This is a genomic window from Mesorhizobium sp. CA12 (assembly GCF_020165255.1).
GTDB lineage: Bacteria > Pseudomonadota > Alphaproteobacteria > Rhizobiales > Rhizobiaceae > Mesorhizobium.
In genome coordinates this window covers 148,149-174,200 of record NZ_JAIUHT010000014.1, presented here as the reverse complement: position 1 = coordinate 174,200, position 26,052 = coordinate 148,149, and the positions used below count along the sequence as shown (strand labels likewise).

Below are 26,052 nucleotides of genomic sequence, written 5' to 3'. Positions count from 1 at the left end.
GGCGTTGTTCATGACGTAGGTCCAGGTGCCGTCGGCGGCGATCGAGAACTTGCCGTAGCCGTTGCTGCCGTCGGCATTGGTCTGCACCACGAAGGCGGCCGAGCTGTCCACGTCGGTGGCGTCGAGCTTGCCGCCGGTGTTCTGCGCCGCGTTGGTCTCGGTCAGCTCCGCCGTGCTGGTGCCGGTGATCACCGCCGCGTCGTTCACACCATTGATCACCACCGACAGCGTACCCACGCTGAGCGTGCCGTTCGACATCTTGATCGTATATTGGATCGTGTCCGTGAACTGCTCGCCAGCGCCGAGCGCGTTGATCAGGGGGGCTAGAGTGGTTGCGTCATAATGAATCTTGTTGTCGGTGCCGATCCAGAATTTCGCCCCGCTCGTGCTGTTGGTTTCGATGACGTTCGCACCGTCCTGGATCAGCAGGTCCTTATTGTAATCAGCGAACGCCTTGTTGGTGACGACAATCCCGGCCCCTCCGTCATCGTTCTTGATGCCGTCGTCCACCGAATAGATCGTCGTCTTGGTTCCGCCGCCGCTCGCCGCGAGAACGTCGAATGTGAACAGGAGGCTGCCGTCCTCGCTGCCGGATTGCGTCAGATTGGCTGCCGCGCCCGAATTCGAAAACGTGACGGTCGAGCCTGAAACTGTTGTGGTCGCCATTGCCAATTACCCCCTGTGATCCCTTTGCGAACGACCAAAGTGTTCGCCCCGACGGTTACTGCTGATCCTGGTGCGGACGACGCAAGCGAATGCTTCCGCCCGCGGCGGTTGGTCAGGACCAAGCCACTCTGATTGAACGTAAAGACTTCTCTCGCCGAGAGACAAAACCCCACCCCAGAGCGCTTGCACGCTCGCACCCAACGTTCCTAGCTGGCGTGCCCCCCTTCGGTCGCCGCAATCGCGGGACAAGCAAACCTATATCCAGGTATATTAGCTTTTTACGATTTGGAAACCATAATGGGATATATATCCCCGCGTAATGTTAACGATTCATTAAACATTTAACAAATCTGCCACCCCATCTATTATGCCTGTGTCTCCCAAAGTGGGCTGCGATTTGGAGGGAATGATATGCACAAAACAAAGACTTAAAGTGCACGGCCCGAGTCCGTCTCGGCGCAGCGTCATTTGATGGCGCAGCGTTGACTTCGCCATCGCTCGGTCGCTGGCATTTCTGTTGGAAATTTTATCGGAACATGTAGTGCTGCGTGCAACCGACAAAGCAGGCTCGCCGTCAACCAATGGCGCAAAGGCTGCCAGAGCGCGGTCGCCAACGTCTTCCGATGTCAGCCAGCCAGGCTGTCCTGCTCCACGGCGTTCGGGTCGCCCGGCGCCGTCGCCCAGGCGAGCTCGACCAGCGTCACCGTGCGCCGGCCGGCGCCGTCGACCTGGCAGACGATGAGGCCCTGCTCCTCGATATAATCGAGCAGCCGGCGCGCGCGGCGCAGCGAATGCGAACCGTAAGCCCGCGCGATCGCCGCGTCGCTCGGGCAAGGCCAGCCTTCCTTGGCGGCGCGCGCGATCATCATGAACACGCCCTGCATGTCTTCGGGCAGCAGCGAGGCGCGCACGGAAACGTCGCGCCAGGCGTCGTCCTCGGCCATGTCGGAGCCGACGCCGGCGCGGGCGCGCGTCAGCATGCGGCGGAACTCCGAAAGGTCGGGCACCACGGAGGCGAGCCCTTCGATGCGGCAGCGGACCACGAACTCCTGGTAGAGCACGCCGATGACGCGGAACCCGGCATCCGGCTCGGCCAAGATGGCGCGCAGGATGCGGTCCATCCGCTCGCGCCGTTCGGCCAGATCTTCGGCGCTTGGCTGCGGTTCCATCGGCTCGGGGCGGATGTCCAGCGGCGCGGCCTTGGCCGCCATCAATTGGTCGAGCAGGTCGGGCGAAGGCCGGCGCTGCGGCCTGACCGTCTCCGGCGGCGGCGCGGCAAGAATGATCGAGCGCGCATCTTCGAGCGCGGCTCCCGGCATCGGCATCAGCCGCGGCGTGCCGTTGCGCGGGCTGGTTTCGGTCTGGCCGATGCGCATGCCGAGCGGACGGCGCGACAAGGCAGGACCGAGCGCCATGAAATGCCCGCGCTCCAGGTCGCGGAAAGCTTCGGCCTGGCGCCGTTCCATGCCGAGCAGGTCGGCGGCGCGCGCCATGTCGATGTCGAGGAAGGTCCGGCCCATCAGGAAGTTGGAGGCTTCCGCCGCGACGTTCTTGGCGAGCTTCGCCAGCCGCTGCGTGGCGATGATGCCGGCAAGCCCGCGCTTGCGGCCGCGGCACATCAGATTGGTCATGGCGCCCAGCGAGAGCTTGCGTGCCTCGTCCGAAACCTCGCCGGCGGCGGCGGGCGCGAAGAGCTGCGCCTCGTCGACGACCACGAGCATCGGATACCAGTGGTCGCGCGCGACCTCGAACAGTCCGCCGAGGAAGGCCGCGGCCCGCCGCATCTGGTTCTCGGCATCGAGCCCTTCGAGGTTGAGCACCGTCGAGACGCGGTGGATGCGCGCCCGCTCGCCAGCCGCCTGCAGGCCGCGTTCGGTATGTTCCTCCGCGTCGATCACCAGATGGCCAAAGCGTTCACCCAGAGACACGAAGTCGCCTTCCGGGTCGATGATGGTCTGCTGCACCCAGGGCGCGCTCTGCTCCAGAAGACGGCGCAGCAGATGCGACTTTCCCGAGCCCGAATTGCCCTGCACCAGCAGGCGGGTCGCCAGCAACTCCTCAAGGTCGAGGGCCGCCGACGCGCCTGCCGTCGTCTGCCCCATCTCGATTGCAACGGTCATATTTCGACTCGGATCGTCTCCCTGCGCGCGACGGGCTTATCAACCCGAGCGCGGTGCGTCGAGCTTGCCGGCCATCGGCCAACCGATGTCCACATCTAAGGGCGGGCGGCCCGTCCCTGGGGCCGAATGGGCGGCAGGCTGTTCGGCAATCGCACTGGTCGGACCACCATTTCGCTGGCGCAATCCAACCATTGGCGTATCATTCTTTTCAGAGAGGGTTCATGGCAGGAGGAGGCCAATGAACATCGCTGCGGAAGTGCCGGTCCCGGACCTGACGGTGCAAGACCTTGTTTCGTCTGCTCTTTCGAGCTTTCGCGCTGGCGACACCGTGTCCACACGCGCCATGCTCGATGCCATACGCCACGCCGACCCCGCCTGCGTGGACAGCGACGACCATCTGGTCGAGCTAATCGTGATGACCGCCGTTGGTAAGACCATGGGCGTCGTCTTCGACCACCGCTCGCCCGATGAGCGGTTGCCACGGCTGTCCTAGCGAGCCCGTCGGCTGAAGCCTTCGCTAACGTCGTCAATGACGAACTGACAGACGCTTCGGCTAAGCTCAGGCGGCGCCCGATAGCTCCTTCCTAGCTGCCCAGCGGATGCGGCATGTAGCCGACAAAGCCGGCAATCTTCCAGCGTCCGCCCACCTTGCGGCAGAAGTAGAGCGTCTGCCATTTGAGCCGGTCGACGCCGCCGTCGGCCTTGGCGACCGAGCCGTCGAACTTCTTGTGCAGCACCGCGCGATCGCCGTCGACATCGATGTCGCGCATGTTGGTGACGCGAAACAGCGCTTCGCGCAGCGGCTCGGCGAATTTCGTCGCCGCGGTTTCCTTGGCCTGCCGCAGCCATTCGTCGCGATAGACCTCCAGCCGGGGGAACTGCAGCCGCCAGGCATCTGCATTGGCAAGGAAATGCGCATGCATGCCGAAGAAGCTTTCCGCGATGAAATCGTCCTCGACCATCGACCAGTCCTGACCGAGGAAGGCGTCGATATCGCGCCGCACCAGCATTTCCCACAGCGCGTGGCGGTCGGCATCGCCTTCCGGAAACGGATTCTTGTCGAAGGTCATGCCGATCTCCCTCATATGCGCGGCCGATTTCAAGCCGCGTCGAGCGCAAGATGCTCAGGCTTCTGTAATAAAGCAACATGGATTTCGAAAGAATGTTGCTTTCCGACATTGGCTCTAGGAGGATCGTGCCGACAGGCGTAGACGGCTATGTAACCCCGGTTCCCGTCGCCGATTGAAGGAGGCTCCCCTTGTCCAAGCAGTGCTTTGGGAAATCCCACGTTCCGCTCTCGCCCGCCGTCCGCGCCGGCGATTTCGTCTATATTTCCGGTCAAGTGCCGGTGGGCAGCGACGGGCTCGTGATCAAGGGCGGCATCGCCGAGCAGGCCGAGCAGGTGCTGCAGAACGTCAAAGCGGCCCTGGCGCTCGCCGGCTGCACCATGGACGATGTGGTGAAGACCACCGTCTGGCTGGAGGACGCGCGCGATTTCGGCACATTCAACACCGTTTATGCAAAACATTTCCCGAAGGATCCGCCGGCGCGGACCACGGTCGAATCGCGCCTGATGATCGACATCAAGATCGAAGTCGAAGCCGTCGCCTATCGGCCGATCTGATCGCCCGGTCGGATCGCTTGAAGCAATTCCAGAAAAAGTGCTTAGCGGTTAGTTCGGCGACTTCGCCGTAGCCTTCCGTCCGGAATTGCGTGAAACGAACAGACAAAGCGAGTGGCACCAATGCAGTTCGATCTCCTGATCAAGGGCGGGCGCCTCATCGATCCCGCATCGGGCCTGGACGCGCCACGCGATGTTGCCATTGCCGATGGCCGCGTCACCGCGATCGACGCCGCCATCAATGCCGAGGCGGCGAGTGAAGTCGTCGATGCCAGGGATTGCATCGTCACGCCCGGCCTGATCGACCTGCACAGCCACGTCTATTGGGGCGGCACCTCGCTCGGCGTCGACGCCGACCGGCTCGCCGCCAAGAGCGGCACCACCACTTTCGTCGATGCCGGCAGCGCCGGCGCCGGCAATTTCCTCGGCTTCCGCCGCCATGTCATCGAGCGCTCGAAGGTCCGCATCCTCGCTTACGTCAACATCTCCTTTGCCGGCATATTTGGCTTCGCCAAAACCGTATCCGTCGGCGAATGCGGCGATCTCAGGCTTTGCGAGCCGCGCGAGACGGTGGCGGCGGTGCGCGAGCACGCCGATGTCGTCGTCGGCGTCAAGGTCCGTTCCGGCAAGCATGCCGGCGGCTTGAGCGGCATCGCGCCTGTCGACCTCGCGCTCGAAGCCGCCGACAAGGCCGGCCTGCCGCTGATGACGCATATCGACGAGCCGCCGCCCGGCCGCTCGGAAGTGCTGCCCAGGCTGCGCCGCGGCGACATTCTCACCCATTGCTTCCGGCCTTTCCCCAACGCGCCGGTCTTTGCCTCCGGAGCGGTGCGGCCGGACATGCGGCTGGCGCGCGAGCGCGGCGTCATCTTCGACATCGGCCACGGCATGGGTTCCTTCGACTTCGAGGTGGCGAAGGCGATGCTTGCCGAAGGCCTCGCGCCCGACGTCATCTCCAGCGACGTGCATCTCTACTGCGTCGACGGTCCGGCCTTCGACATATTGGTCTGCATGTCGAAGCTCATGGCGCTCGGCATGCCGCTGGTCGAGGTGCTGCGCGCGGCGACGCAGCGGCCGGCGGAGGCGATCGCAAGGCCGGAACTCGGCACGCTGAAGGTCGGCGGCACCGGCGACGTCGCCGTGTTGAAGCTGCAGCCCGGCCGCTTCACCTTCGTCGATGCTGTTGGAGCGTCACTGGTCGCGGACCAGCGACTAGTCTCCAAAGGCATCGTCATCGGCGGCAAATGGTGGCCGAACGAAGCGCCCGACCACAATGAGACGGAGCACTTCGAGGCCCATGCGCAACATACGCATGTGGATGTGGCGGCGAGGCATTTTGGCCCCTCATCGTCGTCATTCTAGGGCGGAGCGACGCGAAGCGGAGCGCAGACCCTAGAATCCATGCCGTGACTGTCACCGAAGAATGCAGCGGTGCAGAATGGGGCTTGAGACGCCCGGCGAAGAATCCCGTCCTGGTCCGCTTGCGCACGTCACGAATGTCACGGCATGGATTCTAGGGTCTGCGCCGCGTCGCTTCGCTCCTTGCTCCGCCCTAGAATGACGAAGCTAGGATCGCGAATTACTCGGCTCACCATACACCGGCGGCGCTATCCCCTCCATGCGCGCCTTGAGCTGCAGCGCCACATATTTCGAGTAGAATCTCGACAGCGCCAGATTGCCGCCGTGGAACCATAGCGCTTCCTGCGCCGTCGGCTTCCACATATTGCGCAATTCGCCCTGCCATGGACCCGGATCGCCCTTCACGCCGGAGCCAAGGCCCCAGCACGGACCTACCTTGTCGGCGACCTCGCGCGAGACTATCCCCGCTACCGTCTCGTTCATCGACTGGTAGCCGGTGCAGCAGACGATCGCGTCGACGGCGAGCTCGCTGCCGTCTTCAAACAGGATGCCGTCCGGCGTCAGCGACTTGATGCTGACACCGCTCTTCACCTGGATCTCACCGTTCAGGATCAACTCGCAAGCGCCGACATCGATGTAATAGCCCGAGCCTGTCCGATAGGCTTTCATCAACAGTCCTGTCTCGTCCTCGCCGAAGTCGATGGCGAAGCCGCTGTTGCTGAGGCGCTGGTAGAAATCCGCGTCGCGCGCCCGGATCACATCATAAAGCGCCCGCTGGCCCTTCGGCACCAGCGCGAAGGGCGTTGAGGCGACGATCATGTCGGCCTTGTCGGTGGTGATGCCGCGCGCCAGCGCCTTTTCCGAGAAGATCTCGAAGCCGATATCCATCAGCGTGTCGGACTTCACCACCGTCGTCGGCGAGCGCTGCACCATGGTGACCTTGGCGCCCGCTTCCCACAGGTCGACGCTGACATCGTGGCCTGAGCTTGCAGCACCTATCACCGCCACGCGCTTGCCGCGAAACTTCTCGCCGGTGGAATATTGGCTGGAATGCAGAAGCTCGCCCTTGAAGCTGTCGGCGCCCGGCAGCTCGATCTGCCGCGGCGGGCCGTAGGCGCCGGTAGCGAAGACGATATGCTTCGGCTTCAGCGTGATGCGCTGGCCGACGCGGTCGACCACCACGGTCCAGACTTTTTCGGCCTCGTCATAGGCGGCGCTGATGCATTTGGTGGCGACCCAGTAGTTCAGCTCCATGACGCGGGTATACATCTCCAGCCAGTCGCCCATCTTGTCCTTGGGCGTGAAGACCGGCCAGTTTTCCGGGAACGGAATGTAGGGCAGATGATCGTACCAGACGGGATCGTGCAGCACGAGCGAGCGGTATCGGTTGCGCCAGGAATCGCCGGCGCGCGCGTTCTTCTCGATGATCAGCGTAGGGACGCCGAGCTGGCGCAGCCGGGCGCCGAGCATGATGCCGCCCTGCCCGCCGCCGATCACCAGGCAATAGGGCTGCTCATGCACGCCGAGATCGCGCGCCTCGCGTGCCCGTGCTTCCGCCCAGGTCTCGCGGTTCGGGTCGGCCTTGTGGCGGATGCCGAGTGGCCGCGCCGGCCCCTTCCGTTCCTCGAACCCCTTGAGTTCGCTCATCGCCGTGAACAGCGTGCGGCAGCGGCCGTCCTTGAGCCGCAGGATCCCCTCGCCGCGCGCCACCGCCGTCTCGAATGTGAACCAGGCCTCGACGGTGCCGTCGTCGACGCTGGGCTCTCCGGACAGCCGCCAGTGCGAGGGTTGCGCCAAGTGGAGCGTGGCCTTGAGCATTTCGCGGATCGCCGCCTGCCCCTCCATGGTCTTGATATTCCAGGTGAAGGTCAAGAGATCGCGCCAGTAGCAATCCTGCGCGAAGAGGTTCGTCGTCGCCTCGATATCGCCGGCCCCGAGCGCCCGGCCGAATGAGCCGAGCCAGGTTGCCGCCTGTTGCGATGGTGCGATGTCGAGCATTTTTCTTCGTTCCCTTTTTGTTCGAATTCTTTTATCCTTTTCGGTCGACCTTGTGAAGCGTATCGTCAAGGTCGAGGACAAGGAAGTGAAACTCTTGCCCAAGGAATACGACATCCTGCGCATCATCGTGCAATATGCCGGCAAGGTGCTGACCCATCAGTTCCTGATGAAGCAGATCTGGAACGACTCGACCGACGTCCAGTATCTCAGGGTCTATGTGCGCCAGCTGCGGCAGAAGATCGAGAAGACACCGGACCAGCCGCGCTACATCATCACCGAGACGGGCGTCGGCTATCGGTTGCGTGAGATTGATCGAAACGAAGAGGGCGATCGGCATCCGCCCGTCGCCCCGAGCAATTCTAGGCAAAGTGTGTAGCGGCTTTCCGTCGGGAATTGCGTAGAAACTGCTCTAAGACGAATAACGCTTGTTCGATCGCTCAGTCCGCCGATAGATCCGCCGTCCGCGCCAGGGCGCTGCCAAAACCGTTGAGCGAGATGGTGAAGGAAATCGGCTGCGCAGTGTCGGCCGCCGTGGCGTTGACCTTCAGCGTGGTGCCGTTCTGCAGCAACGGCGTGATATTGGCGTCGAACGTCACCGGTACCAGGCAACCTACCGCCTGGCAGGTGTTGAACTGCAACGTGCCGTCCAGCTTCTTGTCGTCGATTTCGAACGAGATCCCGTTGGCCAAGGCAAGCCCGAAGGGCAGCGCCAGCGTGCCGGCGGCGTCTTGACCGGTCTTGGTCGTCAATTCGATCGCCAGCAGCCGCTGGCCGCTCTGCTTGTTGAACTGCTGATGCGACAGGCTGCAGACCTTGTTGGTGCCGGTGACCTGGCAGTTGACCGTCCAGTCGCCATGCGTCTCCGACAGCGCCGAGGCGCCGCCCGGCAGCTGCGGCTTGGCCGCTGCGTCGCCTGGCTGAGCGGCCGCTGGAGCCACCTTGTCGGCCTTGTTCTGCGCGGCAAGTCCCGCTGCCGGCACACCGGCAATGCAGGCGGCTGCCAGCATCGCTGCGAGATACGCGTATTTCGTCCTCATGAGATCCCTTCTTAGCCGCCGCCCGCGTCAGCTAAAAGCTGACCTTCAGAGACACGCTGACCGCATTCTGCTTGACCGTTTGCCCAAAGGCGTCGTCGTACCTGACAGCAACCCGACGCCGCTGACGCCATCGAGCTCCAGCCCGGCGCCGACCCGATAGAGGGGCGAATCGATGGCTTCCGTCAAGTGCAATGCCGGATTGCCGGGCAGATTCTCGGCGGCGGCGAAATGCCTCTCGATCCACTGCTTGGTGGAGAACTCGACGCCGGCCTTTCCGCAGATGCGGGAACTGGCGATGGCGCTGACCGGGATGTCGGCCCCGATCTCCAGCGCCGGCGTCCCGGCATAGCCAATCGCCCGGCGTCGGTGAGCCGCATCACGTTTCGCGGTTACCCATGGCGTTATTGGCTGCCCGCATTATATGAAATGCATGGTTTTTTGTATGGGAGCCGCGCGGATGCTTCGTCACAGTCTGGCTGTTCTTGCAGGCGCAGTGCTGGCGGCCTCGGTTTATCTGATTGCGCCGTCTTATGCGCAGATCGTCATCCCGACGAACCGCGATGCATTGGAGCAGCAGAATGAGCTGCAGCAGTTGCAGAACCGCTTGCAGCGGCAGCAATACCAGCAGCAGCAGCAAATCTATCGCGAGCTCGACCGGCCGGCCCCGCCCAGGAGCCAGCCCGATGTGCCGGTATTTGACAAGACATGCCGGATGGAAGCGGTCGGCAACACGATTTCCAGGGTTTGCCGCTGACATTTTGTTTTTTTCAGTTTATTAGCCGACTTACTTGCCGGCAAAATGCGGGATGGCAAGGGCGGTGGTTCTAGAGCAATTTCAGGAAAAGTGTGACACGTTTTTCCGTCAGGAATTGGGTCAAAACTAAAGAGATGGAGCGAGTCGCCGTTTCGGTGAAACGGTGAAACGCTCTAGAGTTTGCAGGAGGACAGGTTTTTGCCCGCGCGGATAGCGTATGGCAGGGATGCTGCTCTGACGGAATTTGGAATGGCAACAACCAAGAAGAAAGCAGTCCGCAGAGCCAGGAAAGGCCAACGCATCCGCCAGGTGGCGGCCATTCCATATCGGGTGCGAGAAGACGGCAATCTCGAAGTGTTGCTGGTCACCTCACGCACCACGCGGCGCTTCATCGTGCCAAAAGGCTGGCCGATGAAGGGCAAGAGCGGGCGCAAGGCGGCAACGATCGAAGCCCGCGAGGAAGCCGGCGTGCTCGGCAGGACGCTGAAGCAGCCTGCCGGCACCTATTCCTATTGGAAACGTATGCCCAACGGCTTCATTCGCGTCGACGTTGTGGTCTATCTGCTCGAGGTCGCCGAGGAGCTTGCCGATTGGCAGGAAGCGGCGAACCGGCAGCGCGCATGGCTTCCGGCGGTCGACGCCGCCCTGCTCATCGACGAACCGGACCTTTCCACGCTGCTGAGGGATTTGACCGTTCCGTCAGCAAACGCGGCATAAGCAACCATCTTTTCAGTGCCGTCCGGCCGTACCGGCGTGCCGGCCCACGGCCGCGGCTTCAGGTGCGCGTCCTCATTCGCTGCTTGACTCATGCATATCCCAATGGTTATACGTTAATCAATAGCCAACGGGTTATCGGTTAAAAATGACGACCGCGCATGACATGCTGTTCAGGACGCTCGCTGATCCGACGCGACGCGCCATCTTCGAACGTCTGTGCCGCCAGGGCGAGCAGACGGTCGGAGCCCTGACCGCCCAGGCCGGGGTGTCGCAGCCGGCGGTGTCGAAGCATCTGGGCGTCCTCAAGGAAGCGGGACTGGTGCGCGACCGCCATCAGGGTCGCCAGACCCATTACAGTGCCCAGCTCAAGGCGCTCGCGCCGTTGATGGACTGGACGCGCCACATGGCGGGGTTTTGGGAAAGCCGCTTCGACGATCTGGAAGACCTGCTCAAAAGGATGGATCAATGAATGAGGCCGCAACGCGCTCCGTCATTGTCGAGCGCGAGATACCTTTTCCGCCGGAAAAGATCTGGCGCGCGCTCACCCAACCGCATCTCATCGAGGAGTGGCTGATGAAGAACAGCTTCAAGCCGGTCGTGGACCATCGCTTCAATATGAGCGCCGAATGGGGCGGCGTCGACTGCCAGGTGCGGACGGTCGAGCCCAACCGGACCCTGTCCTACAGCTGGGACACCAAGGATCTCGAGAGCGTGGTCACCTGGACGCTCACCCCGACGGGCAAGGGCACGCATTTGCGCATGGAGCAGGTCGGCTTCCGTACCGACCAGGAGCCGTATTACCGCGGCGCCACAGTGGGCTGGAAGCGCAACTTCACGGGCCTGGAGCAGCTGCTTTCGCGGATCGATTGACGTCCGCCGAAGCCTCAAAAGACAGACACGGTCCCGGCGGGGCGGCAAACCGCAGGCGTAAGCAATGGAGACACCAAAATGAAGATCAAGCTGACCAGCATCTATGTCGACGACCAGGAAAAGGCCCTTGGCTTCTATACCGAAATTCTGGGCTTCACCAAGAAGGCCGACTTCACCAATGGGCCGTTTCGCTGGCTGACTGTCGTCTCGCCTGACGATCCGGACGGCACCGAACTGCAGCTGGCCCTCAACGACAATCCGGCGGCAAAGACTTATCAGCAGGCCATCTTCAAGCAAGGCCAGCCGGCGCTGATGCTGTTCACCGACGACATTAAGAGCGACCATGAGCGCATCAAGGCCAATGGCGGCAGTTTTGCCATGGCGCCGACCGCGGTGACCGGCGCGACCATCGCGCAGCTCAACGACACCTGTGGCAACCTCATTCAGCTTTCGCAACTGGCGCACTGGTAGAGAGCTCGATCCGTATCGTCATTCGCAAGGGAGGTTATATTGAACTGGAGCAAGTGGATCAGGCAGCTTCACCGCTGGCTTTCGATCATCTTCACCGTCACCGTCATTGCCAATTTCGCTGCCATGGCCATGGGCCCGCCGCCCGCCTGGATCGTCTATTCGCCGTTGATTCCGCTTTTCCTGCTGCTGTTCAGCGGCCTCTATATGTTCGTGCTGCCCTATGCCGCCAGATGGCGCGGGGAGCCGGCGGGCGAGCGCACGGGATCGGCCTGATGGCAAAGACGAAATCGAAGGCTGCCGGATCCGCGGACGCCAAACCTGTCCTGCTTTCGGGCGGCAACCCGCAGATCGCCAAGGGCTATGGCGATGCTCCGGTGCAGGCCTATATCGCGGCGATGCCGGGCTGGAAGAGCGAGGTCGGGCGCCGGCTCGACCAGCTCATCATGCAGGCCGTCCCTGGTGTGCAAAAGGCTGTCAAATGGAACTCTCCCTTCTACGGCATGGAAGGCGAAGGCTGGTTCCTCGGCATCCATTGCTTCGCCAAATACATCAAGGTGGCGTTCTTCCGCGGCCTGTCGCTGAAGCCCGTGCCGCCTGTCGAATCCAAGAGCAAGGACACACGCTATTTCCACATCCACGAGAACGAGCCGATCGACGAGGAGCAGTTCGTCTCCTGGGTGAAGCAGGCAAGCCGGCTGCCCGGCGAACGGATGTAAGCGCACGAAAAATCAAGCGCCATCTCCCCGAAAGGGCCATGGTGGCGATCTCTTATTTAGCATCGAGGAGAACCGGACATGCAACAAGGCGACGTACAGGACGGCAAGTCTGCGTCCGAACTGATCGACGGACGGATCAAGGAGCTGGGCGACTGGCGGGGCGAGACGCTTGCCCGGCTCCGCGCTCTTATCAGGGAGGCGGCGCCCGAAGCCGTCGAGACATGGAAATGGCGCGGCGTCCCTGTCTGGGAGGATGCCGGCATGATCTGCACCGGCGAGACTTACAAGGCCGTCGTCAAGCTGACCTTCGCCAAAGGCGCGGCGCTGCCCGATCCCAAGAAGCTCTTCAACTCCAGCCTGGAAGGCAACACCCGGCGCGCCATCGATTTCAAGGAAGGCGACAAGATCGACGCCGACGCCCTGAAGGCGCTCGTCCGCGAGGCCGTTGCGCTCAACAAATCCAAGACCAGGCGCTGAGACGAGACTGTCGCGCGGCGCTATCGGATTGATGTAGCCGGCTTTTCTTCCGCGCCCTCGCACCGTAAACCGATATTAGGCACGAAATATCGGCATCAAGCGTGTAAGCGTCCTTCTGTTGCTGAGCAATAACTCATGAAACAAATACTGGGCAAATTTATCGACCGTTAATCCAGGCACGTTATTTGGATTGATGTCGCCAGTAACCGGACGACATGTGGGGAAGAACATCGTCTCAACCGGCGGATGAGCCAGTCGGACAGACACCGAGGGGGCCTGCGCACGCGCCATGGGAATGGGATGAAGCTCTCATCGACCGATGCCGCCCCGCGTCTCATCGGGCTGGTCTGGCCCTTCGTCGCGGTCGTCCTGATCCAGGCGCTGATTGCGACGCTCAGCCTCCACACGTTGTCAGCCGTCCGCGCCTATGTCGGCGGCGAAAGCCAATGGTCGAAGGGGCAGAAGCACGCCATCTATTTCCTCAGCCTTTATGCCGACACCGGCCGGGAAGAGTATTTCAGCGAATATCGTCAGGCCATCGCCGTGCCGCTGGCAGATCGCACCGCGCGGCTTGCGCTCGAACAGGCTGAGCCCGACACGAATGCGGCCAGGCTCGGCTTTCTCGGCGGCAACAACCATCCCGACGATGTCGCCGGCCTGATCTGGCTGTTCCGGAATTTCCGCGGCGTCAGCTATCTCGACACGGCGATCCGCCACTGGACGGCTGCCGACGAGATGATCCTCGCCATCCAAAGACTTGGCGACGACATGCATCGCAGGCTCGAAAAAGGGCCGCCATCGTCAGCCGAGATCGCTCTCTGGAAAGTGCAAATCCACCAGATCGACCACCGGATCGGGCCGCTCGCCAAGGACTTTTCGGACAGTCTCGGCGAGGGATCGCGCTTCATCAAGACGGCGCTGACGGCGGCCAATCTCGCGACAGCCGCGCTGCTTATCCTGCTCGCCGTCTGGCGCACGCGAAAGCTGATAAAACAGCGCCAGGCATTTCAGACAGCCCTCAGCGCCGAGCGCGAGCGGGCTCAGATCACATTGGCCTCGATCGGCCAGGCTGTCATCAGCACCGATGCTAAGGGGCGGCTGGACTATATGAATGCCGGAGCGGAAAGGCTGCTTGCCTGCTCTTTAGTCGCCGCCAAAGGCAGATCGGTCGCCTCGTTGTTCCGGCTCGTGGACAAGGACAGCGGCGTCGAGGAGACCGATCTGATCCCGCGCCTGCTGGCGGGCGAGCCGCGCCGCTCCAATGTTCGCCCGCAGCTTTTGGAGCGCCCCGACGGTTCGGTCGTGCCGGTGGCGCTGAACGGCGCTCCGCTGATCGTTTCCGGCTCGATCCTGGGTTGCGTCCTGGCCCTGCAAGACATGACGCGCGAGCAGGACTATATCGAGCGCCTGTCGTGGCAGGCATCGCATGATGCGCTGACCGGTCTCGTCAACCGCCGCGATTTCGAGAAGCGTCTGGCGAGCGCGATCTCCGAAGACCCGGAGAAGCCGCGCCGGCACGCGCTGATGTATCTCGACCTCGATCAGTTCAAGCTGGTCAACGATACCTGCGGCCACGCCGCCGGCGACCAGTTGCTGCGCCAGATCTCGGCGCTGCTCGCCAACGAGCTGCCGCCCGGCGACATCCTGGCGAGACTGGGCGGCGACGAGTTCGGCGTGCTGCTCTTCGATTGCGATGCCGATTGTGCCGCCGCCACCGCCGAACGATTGCGCGCCACGGTCCAGGATCTGCACTTCTCCTGGGAAGGGCGTCCCTTCAACATCAGCGTCAGCATCGGCATGGTCGAGGTCGCCAATGTCGGCATGACGCTGGAGGAGGTGCTGCGCGCCGCCGACGTCGCCTGCTACATGGCCAAGGAAAAGGGCCGCAACCGCGTCCAGCTCCACAGCGACGGCGACAGGGCCCTGCGCGAGCGCTTCGGCGAGATGGCCTGGGTGCAGCGCCTGCATGCCGCGCTGGATGAAAACCGCTTCCGGCTGCATGCGCAGGAGATCGCGCCGCTGCGGGACGATGCTGCCGAGCCGGGCGCGCATGTCGAAATCCTGCTCAGGCTGACCGACGAGGACGGTAGCTTCGTCACCCCGCAGAGCTTCATTCCGGCGGCGGAGCGCTACGGACTGATGCCGGCGATCGACCGCTGGGTGATACGCAACGCCTTCGCCATATTGGCGTCGCGACGCACCAATCCGCACGCGGCGCCGACATCCACCTGCGCGATCAATCTCTCCGGCGCCACATTCGGCGACGAGACGTTTCTCGGCTTCATGCGTGAGCAGTTCGCCGCGCACGCCATTGCGCCCGAAACGATCTGCCTGGAGATCACCGAGACCAGTGCCATCGCCAATCTGACCGAGGCCATGCGCTTCATCGCCGATCTGCGCGGCCTGGGCTGCCGCTTCGCGCTCGACGATTTCGGCTCCGGCATGTCGTCCTTCGCCTATCTGAAACATCTGCCGGTCGACTACCTCAAGATCGACGGCGGCTTCGTCAAGGACATGCTCGACGACCGCATCGACCGCGCGATGGTCGAGATGATCCATCACATCGGCAAGGTGACGGGAAAACGCACCATCGCCGAATTCGTCGAAAGCGATGGCATCGCCGAAGCCTTGAAGGCGATCGGCGTCGACTACGCGCAGGGCTATGCCATAGCGAGGCCTCAGCCATTCGACGCGACGACGGTGCTGGGCAGCCATCCAGGTGCAAAGGCGGACGCGTGGAACGGAGTGGCAGGGGCCTTGCGCCGCAAGGCGGGTTAAGCGCTTTGCTTTCCGGATCCGGCCTGCCGTTCCAGCAGGATCGTCGGCTTCTCGTGGTAGGTGGTCCGCAAAATTTCTTTATAGCCGTTCCTTTCGGCCACCTTCTGCGAAGCGCCGTTTTCCGGATCGATGATGCAGACGGTTCTTGCCTGTCCGAACGTCTCGTCACTCCAGGCGACGATCCGCCCCACGACTTCGCTCGCAAGCCCTTGGCCATGCGCCTCCGAGGCCAGCGCCCAGCCGGCCTCCGGCACGCCTTCGAGAGACGGCACGATCTCGCGCTTGAGGTCGTGGAAGCCGGCCTCGCCGATGAAGCTCCCCCTCGCCTTGTCCTCGATCGCCCAGAATCCATAGCCGATCAGCGACCATAGGCCGGCATGGCGCAGGAAGCGCATCCAGCTCTCCTCCCGCGTGCGCGGCTTGCCGCCGATGAAACGGGTGACGGCGGGCTCCGCCCACATGGCGGCATAGGCTTCAAAATCGTCCAGCCTGTGCGGCCGCAAAACGGTGCGCGCCGTTTCGAGAAGCGGCACGCCGGCTTCGATCTTGATGCTCATGGCATTGCCCTCCATTGACGCGACCGCGCTTAGCAAAACAGCACGCTCGATCAAGAGCCAGGCCAATGCGTTGGCTCTTCCAGCCATAAAAGCCATGGCACGGCAGCATCGCTATGGGCTTTTCGCCCGGCGATGCTAGTTTGCGCGCGAAGCCGACCCAGAAACGCAAGTCGACCGAAGGAAGAACCATGGACACCACAGACCTGTTGCTGGCGATCGCGCATCACCTTCTGGTGTTCTCGCTGGCCGGCATCATCGGCGCCGAGTTCGTGCTGGTGCGCGGCGATTTGGCAGCGGCGACGCTGAAGCGCCTTGCCGGCATCGACCGCCACTACGGCATCATCGCCGCGCTGATCGTCATCGTCGGCATCTGCCGGGTGTTCTTCGGTCTGAAGGGCTGGGAATTCTACGTCTACAATTGGGTGTTCTGGGCAAAGATGGCGGCCTTCGTCATCGTCGGCCTGCTGTCGATTGTGCCGACTATGCGCTTCCTCTCCTGGAACAGGCAGGCGAGCGGCAATCCGTCTTTCGCGGTGCCGGCGGCGGAATTGGCCTCGGTGAAGAACTATGTCCGCGCCGAGGGCTTTATCTTCCTGCTCATTCCAGTTTTTGCCGCGGCCATGGCGCGCGGCTACGGATATTAAAACTTTACTGTGTCAGACAGCTTCGACCGGAAACGTCTCATCCAGCGGCGCGATCGGCACCAGCGGGGCCGGCACGTCGGTGGTCTTTTCCTTCGACTTGCAGATGTCGGCGATGACGCAGACCGGGCAATCGGGCTTGCGCGCCTTGCAGACATAGCGGCCATGCAGGATCAGCCAGTGATGCGCATGGCGCATATATTCGGCGGGGATGACCTTGAGCAGCCCCTGCTCGACCTGCTCCGGCGTCTTGCCGGGCGCCAGCCCGATCCGGTTGCCGATGCGGAAGATATGGGTGTCGACCGCCATGGTATGCTGGCCGAAGGCGACGTTGAGCACGACATTGGCGGTCTTGCGCCCGACGCCCGGCAGCTTCACCAGCTCGTCGCGATCCTGCGGCACCTGGCCTGCATAATCGTCGATCAGCGCCTTCGACAGCGCGATCACGTTCTTGGCCTTGTTGCGCCACAGACCGATGGTGCGGATATAGTCGCCGACCTTGGCCTCGCCCAACGCCAGCATCTTGGCCGGCGTGTCGGCCGCGGCGAACAGCGCCTTCGTCGCCTTGTTGACGCCGGCGTCCGTCGCTTGCGCCGACAGCACCACTGCGACCAGCAGAGTGAAGGCGTTGACATAGTCGAGCTCGCCTTTCGGCTCAGGCCGCTGCACGGAAAAGCGCCGGAAGATCTCATGCACTTCGGCGGGGCTGTAGAGCGACCGCGTGGCGGCTTTTCGCGGCCGTCGACCAGGCGCCCGGCCGCCGCCCGGGATAGCGGGCTGAGGTTTTTTGACAGCTGCGGATTTTTTCGACTTGGGAGGCGCCATTTCCCTCCTATAATATTCCCTCATGAGCGACACAAACGCCTCGTTCCAGGCCGACGAGCCATTTTTCCAGGCCTTGCTGACGCCGCACCGCTCGCTCGGCCGCACCGGTTTTCTGATCCTGATGGGGGCGCTTCTGTTCGGCTGGGCGGTCACCGGCGCGTTCTTCCTGGCGCATGGCGCATGGCCGGTGTTCGGCTTCTTCGGCCTCGACGTGGTCGCCGTCTACATCGCTTTCCGCGCCAATTACCGGGCTGCGCGCGCCCGTGAGGAAATCTCGGTCTCGCGCACCAGTCTCGACATTCGCAAGACAGCGCCTTCCGGCCGCTCGGAAAACCATCGCTTCAACCCGTTCTGGACGCGGTTCTCGATCGCCCGCCACAGCGAGATCGGCATCACCAAGATGGCCGTCGAGGCGCAAGGCAAGAGTGTCGCGATTGGCGGCTTCCTCAATCCCGACGACCGCGAAAGTTTTGCCACCGCCTTTTCGCGCGCGCTGGCGACCGCCAAGACGCGCTGATGCGTCCAGTGTCTTCGCCCTGATTGCAAATCCCAGCCCGAGATTGCCGTCGACCTTGAGCCTCGAGAAATATAGTCGATCCTGCGCACCGCCTAGTCGGCAAAGCGATCCTGGAGCAGCGAATTGGGCAGCCGGCTCTCCAGCGCCTTGCCGTAGAGCGTCATCAGCAAGGTCTCCCTTGCCCCGGTCAGATCAACCTTTTCGACGGCCATGATCACCCTCTTCGGCCCGAAGCTGACTCTATCTGGGTGCGGATGGCGGGAAGGCAAGTTTCGGGTGGTGGCAAAGCTCTGGAGGACCGATATTCGCGGTCAAGGAGATATTGCCATGAACGCTCAGATGACCATGAATACGCGGATGAAACCAACCGCGATCCTTGAGAATGACATCACGCCGGAAGGCAGCGACTATGACGTCGTGCGCCGCGCCATCGAGAAGATCAGCCTCGACTATCGCGACCAGCCCTCGCTGGAGGTGCTGGCCGAGGAAGTCGGCGAGACGCCGACCGGCCTGCAAAAGCTGTTCACGCGCTGGGCCGGCCTGTCGCCCAAGGCCTTCCTGCAGGCGGTGACGCTCGACCATGCGCGCAGGCTGCTGGATTCAGGCATGCCGCTGCTGGAGACCTCGTTCGAGCTCGGCATGTCCGGTCCCGGCCGACTGCACGACCTCTTCGTCACCCATGAGGCGATGTCGCCCGGCGACTATAAGACCCGGGGCGCGGGTCTCACCATCCGCTACGGCTATCACATCTCGCCTTTCGGTATCGCACTGATCATGGTCACCGACCGCGGTCTAGCGGGTCTCGCCTTCTGTGACGCCGGCGGCGAGCGGGCTGCCTTCGCCGACATGTCCGGCCGCTGGCCGAACGCGACCTATGTCGAGGACATGTCCGTTACCCAGGCTTACGCCGCGCGGGTCTTCGACCCGACGAAATGGCGCGCCGACCAGCCTTTGCGCGTGGTAATGATCGGCACCGATTTCCAGCTTCGCGTCTGGGAAGCATTGCTGCGCATCCCGATGGGCAGGGCCTGTACCTATTCCTCGATCGCGGCAAGCATCGGCGCGCCAAGCGCGAGCCGGGCCGTGGGCGCGGCTGTGGGCGCCAACCCGATGTCGTTCGTGGTGCCGTGCCACCGGGCGTTGGGCAAGTCCGGCGCGCTCACCGGCTATCACTGGGGCCTGACGCGCAAGCGCGCCATCCTCGGTTGGGAAGCGGGACAAGTGACGTCCTGAAAAACAATCGATTTTTTCGCGTCTCCTTGCGAAAAACCGCGCATCAAATATAAAGCGGCACAAGCCAAACAAATAAACAGCCTTGTTCATGAAATGCAACCGGCGACAACCTCTGGTTATCGCCGCTTTCTTTGAAGTTGCTTTCCGTTGTTATTTCACTTAACGCTAAATTAACCACGATAAAGAGAAGATAACCCTACATTGAGCCGCATTATCCGGCTCGAAAGCGGGGTCTCAATGAAGTTCTTTCGCGCCGTCATGGCTGCGAGCGTGCTCGCCGCCTGCGGCGGCCAGGCAGCATCGGCCGCCACCACCGGAAATGTGCTGTTCAATGGTACGATCACCGCGACCTGCACGGTCACGATCAACTCCAACGGTACGATGACCGTCAGCAGCAATCTTCAGTCGCTGAGCTCGCATAATGCCGGCGGCTCAGCCGGCAGCGCTCAGGTCGATACCACGGGCGGCGTCTCGCTCAGCGTAGACCCGGTAACCACGACGACCGTGCCGGCTTCGGACGTTACGGCGACGACATGGACCCCCACCTTCGCCACTTCCGGCGCCCAGACGATTGCGGAAACCGGCACTGCGACGGCCCTGACGGTGCCAGGCACATCCACGGTCGCCGTCAATCTTTCCGGCACCAAGAGCGGCACGAACCGCTTCTCCGCCGGCAACTACCAAGCAACGGTGACGCTGCGCTGCGAATAGTCTTGTCGCGAAAGGAGTGATCCTTGAGAACGATTGCAATTCTGGCGGCGGGCCTGACTGCCGTGCTGTTTCCCATCGCCGCGACCGGCCAGTCGATGACGCCGATGCGGGGTGAGGTGCGATCCTTCGCGGATGCCTTCGCCGTTCGTGTCTTCCCAGGCAACCCGTATAACCAGCGCATACGTGTCGAGGTTCATGTCTATGACCAGGATTTCCAGCCGGTCGACGCCAAGATCACGCCAAGCGCCTTCCTTCTGGCCGGCCAGGCGTCGCGTCCGGTTCTGGTGGTCGTCCCGTTCGACGGCGCGAACGAGCGCAAGGTGCGTATCTGTACCGAGAGTATCCCCTTTCCAAGCGAGCAGACCCAGATAAGGGCACAGATATGCGGAAAGTTTTTCGGGCATCGCAGGTTCTGACCTTGTCCCTGCTGTCCGCCTTGGCTGTCGTAAGTCAGGGGCTTGCCGAGGACATCCTGAACCTGAACCAGAACCAAACCGGTTTCAGTCTGCCCGGCGTCAGCCTGCCTCAGGGCCAGGACGAGGTTCATGCCAGCGACGGCACGACCTGCCGCTCAGCCGTCTCCGGCAGCGGCGCCTATCTCGACCTCGGCGTCATCCGGGGCAACAACAGCAGCAATCAGGCCAATAGCGACATCGCAACATACGGCCGCGTGGTGATCCCGATCGGGCGGACGCCGAAACGCGTCGATTGCAGCCGCCTCTACGAGCTGGAAGTCGAGCGCCTGCAGCTTGAATTGAAGCTCCTGAAAATGGGCCTTGGCGCCGATGGTCAGACAACGGGGAGCACGACGGGCATCGCTGCCACGGCTTCCGAGGCTCCTACGGCTCGCTCGGCCGCATCGGCGGGATGGGCCAACGAAGGCTGGAGCATCAGAGGCACGACCGGCAATGAAAAGAAAAAGAAGAGGAAATAGCCGCGCGCTGCTTACGACGGCAGCGCTTGCCGGCTTCTGTCTCCCAGCACAGGCGGCGATCATCGGCACCTGCACCATCATGATCGGTGCCTCGGGAACGATGAAGTCGAACCCCTCTATCAACATATTCGGTTCCAAGCAGGCGGGCGGGTCGAGCGCCGGCGCCACTATCATCGCGAACTCGACGCTGTGTTCGATCCTGAACCTGCTAGACTGCTATACCGTCTCCGCGCCGGCGCCGATCGCCTTCACCTCGGCTCCGAGCGGCGGCGACACCGACGTCTCTTTCGCCTCAGTCTTCCGCCTCGACGGCTCGGGGCTGGATAACCCAGGCGGCTCGCCGCAGCGGCTGACCAACGGCACCCATACCATCCAGGTCGATCTGACCGCCACGAAATCGCCGGGCATCTTCCCGGCCGGCAGTTACCAGGCGGAGGTCACTGTCCGTTGCGAATGATGCTGTGGGCCAGACCGCGCCAGCGACGACATGATCTGGCAACCGGCGGGCTTTGCGGCTAGCTTCGCGCCCAGCCTGCAATTCCAGGGGAAAAAACACGCCATGCATTTCCCCTGGAATTGCGCAAGAAAGCAGAAGTCTTGGAGCAGGTCCGCCTTTCAGCACAGGCTGACCCGCCTCACCGGGAGGCAGTTTTTTGATTATCGTTGTCGGTTCGATCAACCTCGACCTCATCGCCAATGTCGACCGCTTGCCGGAACCCGGCGAGACGGTGCGCGGCTCCGGCTTCGCCACCGCGCCCGGCGGCAAGGGGGCCAACCAGGCGCTGGCCGCGGCGCGCGCCGGCGCGCAAGTGCGCATGGTGGGCGCGGTCGGCAAGGATAGTTTTGCCGCCGAGGCGCTCGCCCTTCTCAAGGCCGGCAATGTCGATCTGTCCGGTGTCGGCGAGAGCTTCGCCTCCACCGGCACAGCGTTGATCCTGGTCGGCGCCGACGGCGAAAATGTCATCGCCGTCGTGCCGGGCGCCAATGATTCGGTGGTGCCGGGCGATGTCGCCAAGGCCTATCTCAAGAAAGGCGACGTCGTGCTCCTGCAGCACGAGATCCCGTTGCAGACCGTCGAGGCCACACTCGACGCGGCGCGCGCGGCGGGCGCCGTCAGCGTGCTCAACACCGCCCCGTTCCGTGCCGAAGCCGCCGGCCTCCTCGGCAAGGCCGACTATGCCGTCGCCAACGAAACCGAGTTCGATCTCTATGGCGAGGCCCTCGCGCTTTCGGGGCGCGACCGCCCGGCCCGCATGCGCGACTATGCCAAAAAGACAGGCAGCATCATCGTCGTCACGCTCGGTGGCGACGGGGTGCTGGCCGCCACACCGGGCGATTTCCTTGCCGTCCCCGCGCTGAAGATCACCCCGGTCGACACGGTCGGCGCTGGCGATACGTTTTGCGGCTATTTCGGCGCCGGCCTATCGTCCGGTCTGTCACTCCAGGATGCGCTCACCCGCGCCGCCGCGGCCGGGTCGCTCGCCTGCCTGAAGCCAGGCGCGCAACCGGCGATCCCACTGGCCAAGGATGTCGACGCGACTTTGGCGGGCACCCGTTGAGCGATGCGCCCCGTCACAAAACATGCCGTGCCGCCGGCCGGCGATATCTGCCGCCTCTCCGCCGTTGAGCTCGCTGAAGGTATCAGACGGCGTCGCTTTTCGGTTCGCGAGGTGGTCGGCGCGTTCCTCGACCGCATCGAGGCCGTGAACCCACAGGTCAATGCCATCGTCTCGCTGCGCGAGCACGCCGACATCCTGGCCGAGGCCGACAGGGCCGATGCTCATCTCGCCCGTGGCGGCGAGGCCGGATCGCTGTACGGCCTGCCGATCGCCATCAAGGACCTTGCCCAGACCAAAGGGCTCAGAACCACCTTCGGCTCGCCGATCTTTGCCGATTTCATTCCCGACACGGACGACTTCTTCGTCGAGCGCGTCCGCAAGGCCGGGGCCATCATCATCGGCAAGACCAATGTTCCGGAATTCGGCCTCGGCTCCAACACCTACAATCCGGTTTTCGGGCCGACGCTCAACGCCTTCGACCCGGCGCTGACCGCCGGCGGCTCGAGCGGCGGCGCGGCCGTGGCGCTGGCGCTCGACATGGTGCCGGTCGCCGACGGCAGCGACTTCGGCGGTTCGCTGCGCAATCCGGCGGCCTACAACAATGTCTACGGCTTCCGTCCCTCGCAGGGCCTGGTGCCTGCTGGCCCGGACGTCGATGTCTTCCATTCCCAGATGGGCGTCGAAGGGCCTATGGGCCGCAACATTCGCGACATCGCGCTGCTGCTCGACGAACAGGCCGGCTATCACCCGCATGCACCGCTTTCGCACGACAAGACGGGCTCGTTCCTTGAAGGTTTACGGACCAAAGCGTCAGGCGGCCGCATCGCCTGGTTGGGCGACCTCGGCGGCCGCCTGCCGACGGAGCCCGGCGTGCTCGACCTTTGCGAGGCCGCGCTTGCCCGCTTCGCCGATGCTGCCTTCCACAGCGAGGCCTTGGTGCCGGATGTCGACTTCGAGGCGCTGTGGCAGGCTTTTGTCACCTTGCGCCAGGCGAGCAGCGGCTGCGGGCTAAAGGCGCATTACGACGATCCGGCAAAACGCGGGCTTCTGAAGCCTGAGGCTGTCTGGGAAGTGGAGCAGGGGATGCGCCTGACCGCCCCGCAGATCCATGCCGCGACCGTCCGGCGCACGTCCTGGCACAGGACGTTGCTTGCGCTTTTCGAGCGCTTCGACCTGATCGCGCTGCCCACCGCTCAGGTCTTCCCGTTCGACGTGACCACCCGCTGGCCGCGCGAGGTCGCGGGGCGAACTATGGACAGCTATCACCGCTGGATGCAGGTCTCCGCTTTCGCCACGCTGGGCGGTTGCCCGGCGCTCAACGTGCCGGCCGGCTTCGACGAGAAGGGCCGGCCCATGGGCATGCAATTGATCGGCCGCCCGCGCGCCGATCTCGCCGTGCTCAAGGCCGGCGCCGCCTACGAGGCAACCCTGCCATGGGCGGCGGGAGCTGCATGACGGGCCGCCCTGCCCGGCCAGCTTGCGCCAGCGTCAATCCCGTGCATTGATCGCGCTCCGCCCAAGTCGGCGCTGTCCTGTTCGGGGGAAGATCATGTCGCTGGAACTCTACGCCACCTACGTCGTCGCCTGCATCGTCATCATCCTGGTGCCGGGTCCCACGGTCACGCTGATCATCGCCAACAGCATCCGCCACGGCTCGCGCTCGGGCTTGGCCAACGTCGCCGGTACGCAGGCCGGCCTTGCCATCATGATCGCCATCGTCGGCATTGGCCTCAACACGCTGATCGCCGGCATGGGCCACTGGTTCGAATGGGTGCGGCTGATCGGCGCCGCTTATCTCATCTGGATGGGTGTGCAGATGTTTCGCGCCAAAAGCGCGCTGAACCCCGACGGCTCGGCCAAAAAGCCGCGCGGCGGCTTCTTCCTGCAGGGTTTTCTGGTGGCGATCTCAAATCCGAAGACTTTGGTGTTTTTCGGCGCCTTCTTCCCGCAGTTCATCGCCCCGCAGGGCAACTATTCGCTTCAGATCGTGGTGATGGGCCTGACCGCGATGATCTTCGCCGCCATGTCGGACTCGACCTATGCGCTTGCGGCAGGCCGCGCCGGGCGCGTTCTGTCGGCCAGCCGCGTCAAGCTGATGTCGCGCATCAGCGGCAGCTTCCTCGTCGGCGGCGGGCTATGGCTGGCGTTCTCGAAGGCTAAGTAGCACCTCACCTTCTCCCCTTGTGGGAGAAGGTGTCGCCGAAGGCGACGGATGAGGGGTGTTCCAGGGAATGCCGACGTCTCACTCCGCTGGAGCACCCCTCATCCGTCTCGGCGCTTCGCGCCGATCCACCTTCCCCCACAAGGGGGGAAGGAAGAAGCGGCCCTTATAGCCGCCCGAGCCGCTCCACCAGCAGCGCGAAGAAGCCGTCATGGTCGATGTCGCGCATCACCATGGCGTTCTTTTTGCGCTTGGCGACGCCCCACCAGTCGATCACCGTCATGCCCATGGTGAGCTCGGAGGTCGTCTCGACGCTGACATTGCAGTGGCGGCCCTTGAACAGCTCCGGCTTGACGAGATAGGCGATCACGCACGGGTCGTGCAGCGGCCCGCCATCAGTACCGTATTTTTCCTCGTCATAGCGCTCGAAGAACTCCAGCATCTCGGCGGTCGCGGTGCCGACCTTGGTGCCGAGCTTGCGGAAGGCCTGGATGCGCTCGGACGTGGTGAGCGCCTGGTGGGTGACGTCGAGCGGCATCATCACGATCGGAATGCCCGATTTGAACACCAGATCGGCGGCCTGCGGGTCGACATAGATATTGAATTCGGCGGCCGGCGTGACATTGCCGCCCTCGAAGAAGCCGCCGCCCATCAGGACGATTTCCTTGATCCGCGGCGCGATCCTGGGCTCGCGGATCAGCGCCAGCGCGATGTTGGTGAGCGGTCCGAGCGGGCAGAGCGTGATGGTGCCGCTTTCCTCGCGCATCAGCGTCTCGACGATGAAATCGACGGCATATTGTTCCTGGAGCGGCATGGTCGGCTCGGGCAGCTGCGGGCCGTTCAGGCCGGTCTTGCCATGCACCTCCTCGGCGGTGACGAGTTCACGCGCCAGCGGCCGGATGGCGCCGGCATAGACCTTGATGTCGGGCCGGCCGGCCAGCTCGCATATCTTGCGGGCGTTGTTCTGGGTCAGATTCAGCGGCACGTTGCCGGCTACCGCGGTGATGCCGACGATCTCCAGCTCGGAACTGCCGAGCGCCAGCAATATGGCGACGGCATCGTCCTGGCCGGGATCCGTGTCGATGATGATCTTTCTGGACTGGGGCATTTCAATTCCTTTTGGGAAGTCTTTTTGGGCGGGTTTTAGAGCATGGTTCCCGAAAGGTGGGAACCGGTTTTCGGACGAAATCATGCTCCAATGAAAGGCTGGATGAAGATGACGGTTCGACGAAACGCCATCCTGATTTGGCGGCTTGAACTTGATCGCGCGACGGACCATATCAAGACCATCGGGAAAAATGCCATCCGGGTTTTTCCAGTTTGTGTCGCT

General features: G+C 63.2%; 31 protein-coding genes and 1 pseudogene. 24 read left to right on the top strand and 8 right to left on the bottom strand.

Annotation, left to right across the window (positions count from 1 at the left end):
• A partial coding sequence (locus LB520_RS22460) for a VCBS domain-containing protein (RefSeq protein ID WP_224639371.1) occupies positions 1 to 666 on the bottom strand: 666 nt, incomplete at its 3' end.
• A 626-nt stretch (positions 667 to 1,292) separates the two neighbouring features.
• A complete protein-coding gene (locus tag LB520_RS22455; RefSeq protein ID WP_224606958.1) occupies positions 1,293 to 2,786 on the bottom strand; it encodes an ATP-binding protein in 1,494 nt (497 codons plus the stop codon).
• A 238-nt stretch (positions 2,787 to 3,024) separates the two neighbouring features.
• Here LB520_RS22455 and LB520_RS22450 point away from each other — a divergent pair, with 238 nt between their 5' ends.
• A complete protein-coding gene (locus tag LB520_RS22450; protein WP_224606955.1) occupies positions 3,025 to 3,279 on the top strand; it encodes a hypothetical protein in 255 nt (84 codons plus the stop codon).
• A 91-nt stretch (positions 3,280 to 3,370) separates the two neighbouring features.
• Here LB520_RS22450 and LB520_RS22445 read toward each other — a convergent pair whose 3' ends face one another.
• On the bottom strand, positions 3,371 to 3,856 hold the full coding sequence (locus LB520_RS22445; protein ID WP_095766686.1) for a hypothetical protein: 486 nt from the start codon (positions 3,854 to 3,856) through the stop codon (positions 3,371 to 3,373).
• 188 nt (positions 3,857 to 4,044) lie between these two features.
• Between LB520_RS22445 and LB520_RS22440 the strand changes: the two genes are divergently transcribed.
• The gene (locus LB520_RS22440; RefSeq protein ID WP_224606953.1) at positions 4,045 to 4,410 is read left to right on the top strand and encodes a RidA family protein; all 366 of its coding nucleotides are present in this window, start codon (positions 4,045 to 4,047) and stop codon (positions 4,408 to 4,410) included.
• Positions 4,411 to 4,530: 120 nt separating this feature from the next.
• Positions 4,531 to 5,769, top strand: coding sequence for an amidohydrolase/deacetylase family metallohydrolase (locus tag LB520_RS22435; protein ID WP_224639369.1), 1,239 nt, complete (start codon positions 4,531 to 4,533; stop codon positions 5,767 to 5,769).
• Between the two features lie 204 nt (positions 5,770 to 5,973).
• Here the strand turns inward: LB520_RS22435 and LB520_RS22430 are convergent, their stop codons facing one another.
• Positions 5,974 to 7,764 (bottom strand): NAD(P)/FAD-dependent oxidoreductase, encoded by a 1,791-nt coding sequence (locus LB520_RS22430; RefSeq protein ID WP_224639367.1) that lies wholly within the window; start codon positions 7,762 to 7,764, stop codon positions 5,974 to 5,976.
• Positions 7,765 to 7,804: 40 nt separating this feature from the next.
• Here LB520_RS22430 and LB520_RS22425 point away from each other — a divergent pair.
• Positions 7,805 to 8,140: pseudogene (locus LB520_RS22425) on the top strand (winged helix-turn-helix domain-containing protein); the annotation flags it as partial.
• A 61-nt stretch (positions 8,141 to 8,201) separates the two neighbouring features.
• On the opposite strand, the gene LB520_RS22420 reads toward LB520_RS22425, so the two are convergent.
• Entirely contained in the window at positions 8,202 to 8,801 is a 600-nt protein-coding gene (locus LB520_RS22420) for an invasion associated locus B family protein (protein WP_224639365.1), read from the bottom strand.
• A gap of 172 nt (positions 8,802 to 8,973) precedes the next feature.
• Here LB520_RS22420 and LB520_RS22415 point away from each other — a divergent pair, with 172 nt between their 5' ends.
• From LB520_RS22415 to LB520_RS22370, 10 genes are all read left to right on the top strand, one after another.
• A complete protein-coding gene (locus tag LB520_RS22415; RefSeq protein WP_224548010.1) occupies positions 8,974 to 9,150 on the top strand; it encodes a hypothetical protein in 177 nt (58 codons plus the stop codon).
• Positions 9,151 to 9,258: 108 nt separating this feature from the next.
• Positions 9,259 to 9,555, top strand: a complete 297-nt coding sequence (locus LB520_RS22410; protein WP_224639362.1) for a hypothetical protein — start codon at positions 9,259 to 9,261, stop codon at positions 9,553 to 9,555.
• A gap of 249 nt (positions 9,556 to 9,804) precedes the next feature.
• Positions 9,805 to 10,272 (top strand): NUDIX hydrolase, encoded by a 468-nt coding sequence (locus LB520_RS22405; protein WP_224532205.1) that lies wholly within the window; start codon positions 9,805 to 9,807, stop codon positions 10,270 to 10,272.
• Positions 10,273 to 10,417: 145 nt separating this feature from the next.
• Positions 10,418 to 10,741 carry an ArsR/SmtB family transcription factor gene (locus LB520_RS22400; RefSeq protein WP_224639361.1) on the top strand — a complete coding sequence of 108 codons (324 nt, stop codon included), beginning with the start codon at positions 10,418 to 10,420 and terminating at the stop codon, positions 10,739 to 10,741.
• Positions 10,738 to 11,142 (top strand): SRPBCC domain-containing protein, encoded by a 405-nt coding sequence (locus LB520_RS22395; RefSeq protein WP_224639338.1) that lies wholly within the window; start codon positions 10,738 to 10,740, stop codon positions 11,140 to 11,142. Before LB520_RS22400 ends, LB520_RS22395 begins: the two co-directional genes overlap by 4 nt.
• Before the next feature lie 78 nt (positions 11,143 to 11,220).
• Positions 11,221 to 11,613 (top strand): VOC family protein, encoded by a 393-nt coding sequence (locus tag LB520_RS22390; protein WP_095769284.1) that lies wholly within the window; start codon positions 11,221 to 11,223, stop codon positions 11,611 to 11,613.
• A 39-nt stretch (positions 11,614 to 11,652) separates the two neighbouring features.
• The gene (locus LB520_RS22385; RefSeq protein ID WP_095769283.1) at positions 11,653 to 11,886 is read left to right on the top strand and encodes a hypothetical protein; all 234 of its coding nucleotides are present in this window, start codon (positions 11,653 to 11,655) and stop codon (positions 11,884 to 11,886) included.
• Positions 11,886 to 12,329, top strand: a complete 444-nt coding sequence (locus tag LB520_RS22380; protein ID WP_224610888.1) for a DUF1801 domain-containing protein — start codon at positions 11,886 to 11,888, stop codon at positions 12,327 to 12,329. Before LB520_RS22385 ends, LB520_RS22380 begins: the two co-directional genes overlap by 1 nt.
• Before the next feature lie 78 nt (positions 12,330 to 12,407).
• Complete coding sequence (locus LB520_RS22375) at positions 12,408 to 12,806, top strand: DUF1801 domain-containing protein (protein ID WP_224532207.1); 399 nt, start codon at positions 12,408 to 12,410, stop codon at positions 12,804 to 12,806.
• A gap of 300 nt (positions 12,807 to 13,106) precedes the next feature.
• Entirely contained in the window at positions 13,107 to 15,584 is a 2,478-nt protein-coding gene (locus tag LB520_RS22370) for an EAL domain-containing protein (protein WP_224639335.1), read from the top strand.
• Here LB520_RS22370 and LB520_RS22365 read toward each other — a convergent pair.
• The gene (locus LB520_RS22365; RefSeq protein WP_095769310.1) at positions 15,581 to 16,141 is read right to left on the bottom strand and encodes a GNAT family N-acetyltransferase; all 561 of its coding nucleotides are present in this window, start codon (positions 16,139 to 16,141) and stop codon (positions 15,581 to 15,583) included. The genes LB520_RS22370 and LB520_RS22365 overlap by 4 nt on opposite strands.
• Positions 16,142 to 16,329: 188 nt before the next feature.
• Between LB520_RS22365 and LB520_RS22360 the strand changes: the two genes are divergently transcribed.
• A complete protein-coding gene (locus LB520_RS22360) occupies positions 16,330 to 16,785 on the top strand; it encodes a DUF2214 family protein (protein WP_140636930.1) in 456 nt (151 codons plus the stop codon).
• Between the two features lie 12 nt (positions 16,786 to 16,797).
• On the opposite strand, the gene nth is transcribed toward LB520_RS22360, so the two are convergent.
• Positions 16,798 to 17,607: an endonuclease III gene (gene nth / locus LB520_RS22355; protein ID WP_224639333.1), complete on the bottom strand. Its 810-nt coding sequence runs from the start codon at positions 17,605 to 17,607 to the stop codon at positions 16,798 to 16,800.
• A gap of 22 nt (positions 17,608 to 17,629) precedes the next feature.
• Between nth and LB520_RS22350 the strand changes: the two genes are divergently transcribed.
• The 9 genes from LB520_RS22350 (at position 17,630) to LB520_RS22310 (ending at position 24,725) form a co-directional block, all read left to right on the top strand.
• Positions 17,630 to 18,124 carry a DUF2244 domain-containing protein gene (locus LB520_RS22350; protein ID WP_140636934.1) on the top strand — a complete coding sequence of 165 codons (495 nt, stop codon included), beginning with the start codon at positions 17,630 to 17,632 and terminating at the stop codon, positions 18,122 to 18,124.
• A 327-nt stretch (positions 18,125 to 18,451) separates the two neighbouring features.
• Complete coding sequence (locus LB520_RS22345; protein WP_224639331.1) at positions 18,452 to 19,357, top strand: methylated-DNA--[protein]-cysteine S-methyltransferase; 906 nt, start codon at positions 18,452 to 18,454, stop codon at positions 19,355 to 19,357.
• 237 nt (positions 19,358 to 19,594) lie between these two features.
• The gene (locus LB520_RS22340) at positions 19,595 to 20,068 is read left to right on the top strand and encodes a hypothetical protein (protein ID WP_224548052.1); all 474 of its coding nucleotides are present in this window, start codon (positions 19,595 to 19,597) and stop codon (positions 20,066 to 20,068) included.
• Positions 20,069 to 20,091: 23 nt separating this feature from the next.
• Positions 20,092 to 20,484, top strand: a complete 393-nt coding sequence (locus LB520_RS22335; protein WP_140546269.1) for a hypothetical protein — start codon at positions 20,092 to 20,094, stop codon at positions 20,482 to 20,484.
• Entirely contained in the window at positions 20,451 to 21,002 is a 552-nt protein-coding gene (locus LB520_RS22330) for a hypothetical protein (RefSeq protein WP_095769275.1), read from the top strand. Before LB520_RS22335 ends, LB520_RS22330 begins: the two co-directional genes overlap by 34 nt.
• Positions 20,977 to 21,459, top strand: a complete 483-nt coding sequence (locus LB520_RS22325; RefSeq protein WP_095769274.1) for a hypothetical protein — start codon at positions 20,977 to 20,979, stop codon at positions 21,457 to 21,459. The genes LB520_RS22330 and LB520_RS22325 overlap by 26 nt, the downstream gene beginning before the upstream one ends.
• A gap of 196 nt (positions 21,460 to 21,655) precedes the next feature.
• Complete coding sequence (locus LB520_RS22320) at positions 21,656 to 22,561, top strand: ribokinase (RefSeq protein ID WP_224639330.1); 906 nt, start codon at positions 21,656 to 21,658, stop codon at positions 22,559 to 22,561.
• Positions 22,562 to 22,564: 3 nt separating this feature from the next.
• Positions 22,565 to 24,016 (top strand): amidase, encoded by a 1,452-nt coding sequence (locus LB520_RS22315; protein WP_224639327.1) that lies wholly within the window; start codon positions 22,565 to 22,567, stop codon positions 24,014 to 24,016.
• A gap of 94 nt (positions 24,017 to 24,110) precedes the next feature.
• Positions 24,111 to 24,725, top strand: a complete 615-nt coding sequence (locus LB520_RS22310) for a LysE family translocator (protein WP_224639325.1) — start codon at positions 24,111 to 24,113, stop codon at positions 24,723 to 24,725.
• 163 nt (positions 24,726 to 24,888) lie between these two features.
• On the opposite strand, the gene LB520_RS22305 is transcribed toward LB520_RS22310, so the two are convergent.
• On the bottom strand, positions 24,889 to 25,830 hold the full coding sequence (locus LB520_RS22305; RefSeq protein WP_095769270.1) for a nucleoside hydrolase: 942 nt from the start codon (positions 25,828 to 25,830) through the stop codon (positions 24,889 to 24,891).
• Positions 25,831 to 26,052: the final 222 nt, after the last annotated feature.

Coding starts and splice junctions, on each gene's coding strand:
- LB520_RS22455 (WP_224606958.1), bottom strand. CDS start 2,786: ATGACCGTTGCAATCGAGATGGGGCAGACGACGGCAGGCGCGTCGGCG.
- LB520_RS22450 (WP_224606955.1), top strand. CDS start 3,025: ATGAACATCGCTGCGGAAGTGCCGGTCCCGGACCTGACGGTGCAAGAC.
- LB520_RS22445 (WP_095766686.1), bottom strand. CDS start 3,856: ATGACCTTCGACAAGAATCCGTTTCCGGAAGGCGATGCCGACCGCCAC.
- LB520_RS22435 (WP_224639369.1), top strand. CDS start 4,531: ATGCAGTTCGATCTCCTGATCAAGGGCGGGCGCCTCATCGATCCCGCA.
- LB520_RS22430 (WP_224639367.1), bottom strand. CDS start 7,764: ATGCTCGACATCGCACCATCGCAACAGGCGGCAACCTGGCTCGGCTCA.
- LB520_RS22420 (WP_224639365.1), bottom strand. CDS start 8,801: ATGAGGACGAAATACGCGTATCTCGCAGCGATGCTGGCAGCCGCCTGC.
- LB520_RS22415 (WP_224548010.1), top strand. CDS start 8,974: ATGGCTTCCGTCAAGTGCAATGCCGGATTGCCGGGCAGATTCTCGGCG.
- LB520_RS22410 (WP_224639362.1), top strand. CDS start 9,259: ATGCTTCGTCACAGTCTGGCTGTTCTTGCAGGCGCAGTGCTGGCGGCC.
- LB520_RS22405 (WP_224532205.1), top strand. CDS start 9,805: ATGGCAACAACCAAGAAGAAAGCAGTCCGCAGAGCCAGGAAAGGCCAA.
- LB520_RS22400 (WP_224639361.1), top strand. CDS start 10,418: ATGACGACCGCGCATGACATGCTGTTCAGGACGCTCGCTGATCCGACG.
- LB520_RS22395 (WP_224639338.1), top strand. CDS start 10,738: ATGAATGAGGCCGCAACGCGCTCCGTCATTGTCGAGCGCGAGATACCT.
- LB520_RS22390 (WP_095769284.1), top strand. CDS start 11,221: ATGAAGATCAAGCTGACCAGCATCTATGTCGACGACCAGGAAAAGGCC.
- LB520_RS22380 (WP_224610888.1), top strand. CDS start 11,886: ATGGCAAAGACGAAATCGAAGGCTGCCGGATCCGCGGACGCCAAACCT.
- LB520_RS22375 (WP_224532207.1), top strand. CDS start 12,408: ATGCAACAAGGCGACGTACAGGACGGCAAGTCTGCGTCCGAACTGATC.
- LB520_RS22370 (WP_224639335.1), top strand. CDS start 13,107: ATGAAGCTCTCATCGACCGATGCCGCCCCGCGTCTCATCGGGCTGGTC.
- LB520_RS22365 (WP_095769310.1), bottom strand. CDS start 16,141: ATGAGCATCAAGATCGAAGCCGGCGTGCCGCTTCTCGAAACGGCGCGC.
- LB520_RS22360 (WP_140636930.1), top strand. CDS start 16,330: ATGGACACCACAGACCTGTTGCTGGCGATCGCGCATCACCTTCTGGTG.
- nth (WP_224639333.1), bottom strand. CDS start 17,607: ATGGCGCCTCCCAAGTCGAAAAAATCCGCAGCTGTCAAAAAACCTCAG.
- LB520_RS22350 (WP_140636934.1), top strand. CDS start 17,630: ATGAGCGACACAAACGCCTCGTTCCAGGCCGACGAGCCATTTTTCCAG.
- LB520_RS22345 (WP_224639331.1), top strand. CDS start 18,452: ATGAACGCTCAGATGACCATGAATACGCGGATGAAACCAACCGCGATC.
- LB520_RS22340 (WP_224548052.1), top strand. CDS start 19,595: ATGAAGTTCTTTCGCGCCGTCATGGCTGCGAGCGTGCTCGCCGCCTGC.
- LB520_RS22330 (WP_095769275.1), top strand. CDS start 20,451: ATGCGGAAAGTTTTTCGGGCATCGCAGGTTCTGACCTTGTCCCTGCTG.
- LB520_RS22325 (WP_095769274.1), top strand. CDS start 20,977: ATGAAAAGAAAAAGAAGAGGAAATAGCCGCGCGCTGCTTACGACGGCA.
- LB520_RS22315 (WP_224639327.1), top strand. CDS start 22,565: ATGCGCCCCGTCACAAAACATGCCGTGCCGCCGGCCGGCGATATCTGC.
- LB520_RS22310 (WP_224639325.1), top strand. CDS start 24,111: ATGTCGCTGGAACTCTACGCCACCTACGTCGTCGCCTGCATCGTCATC.
- LB520_RS22305 (WP_095769270.1), bottom strand. CDS start 25,830: ATGCCCCAGTCCAGAAAGATCATCATCGACACGGATCCCGGCCAGGAC.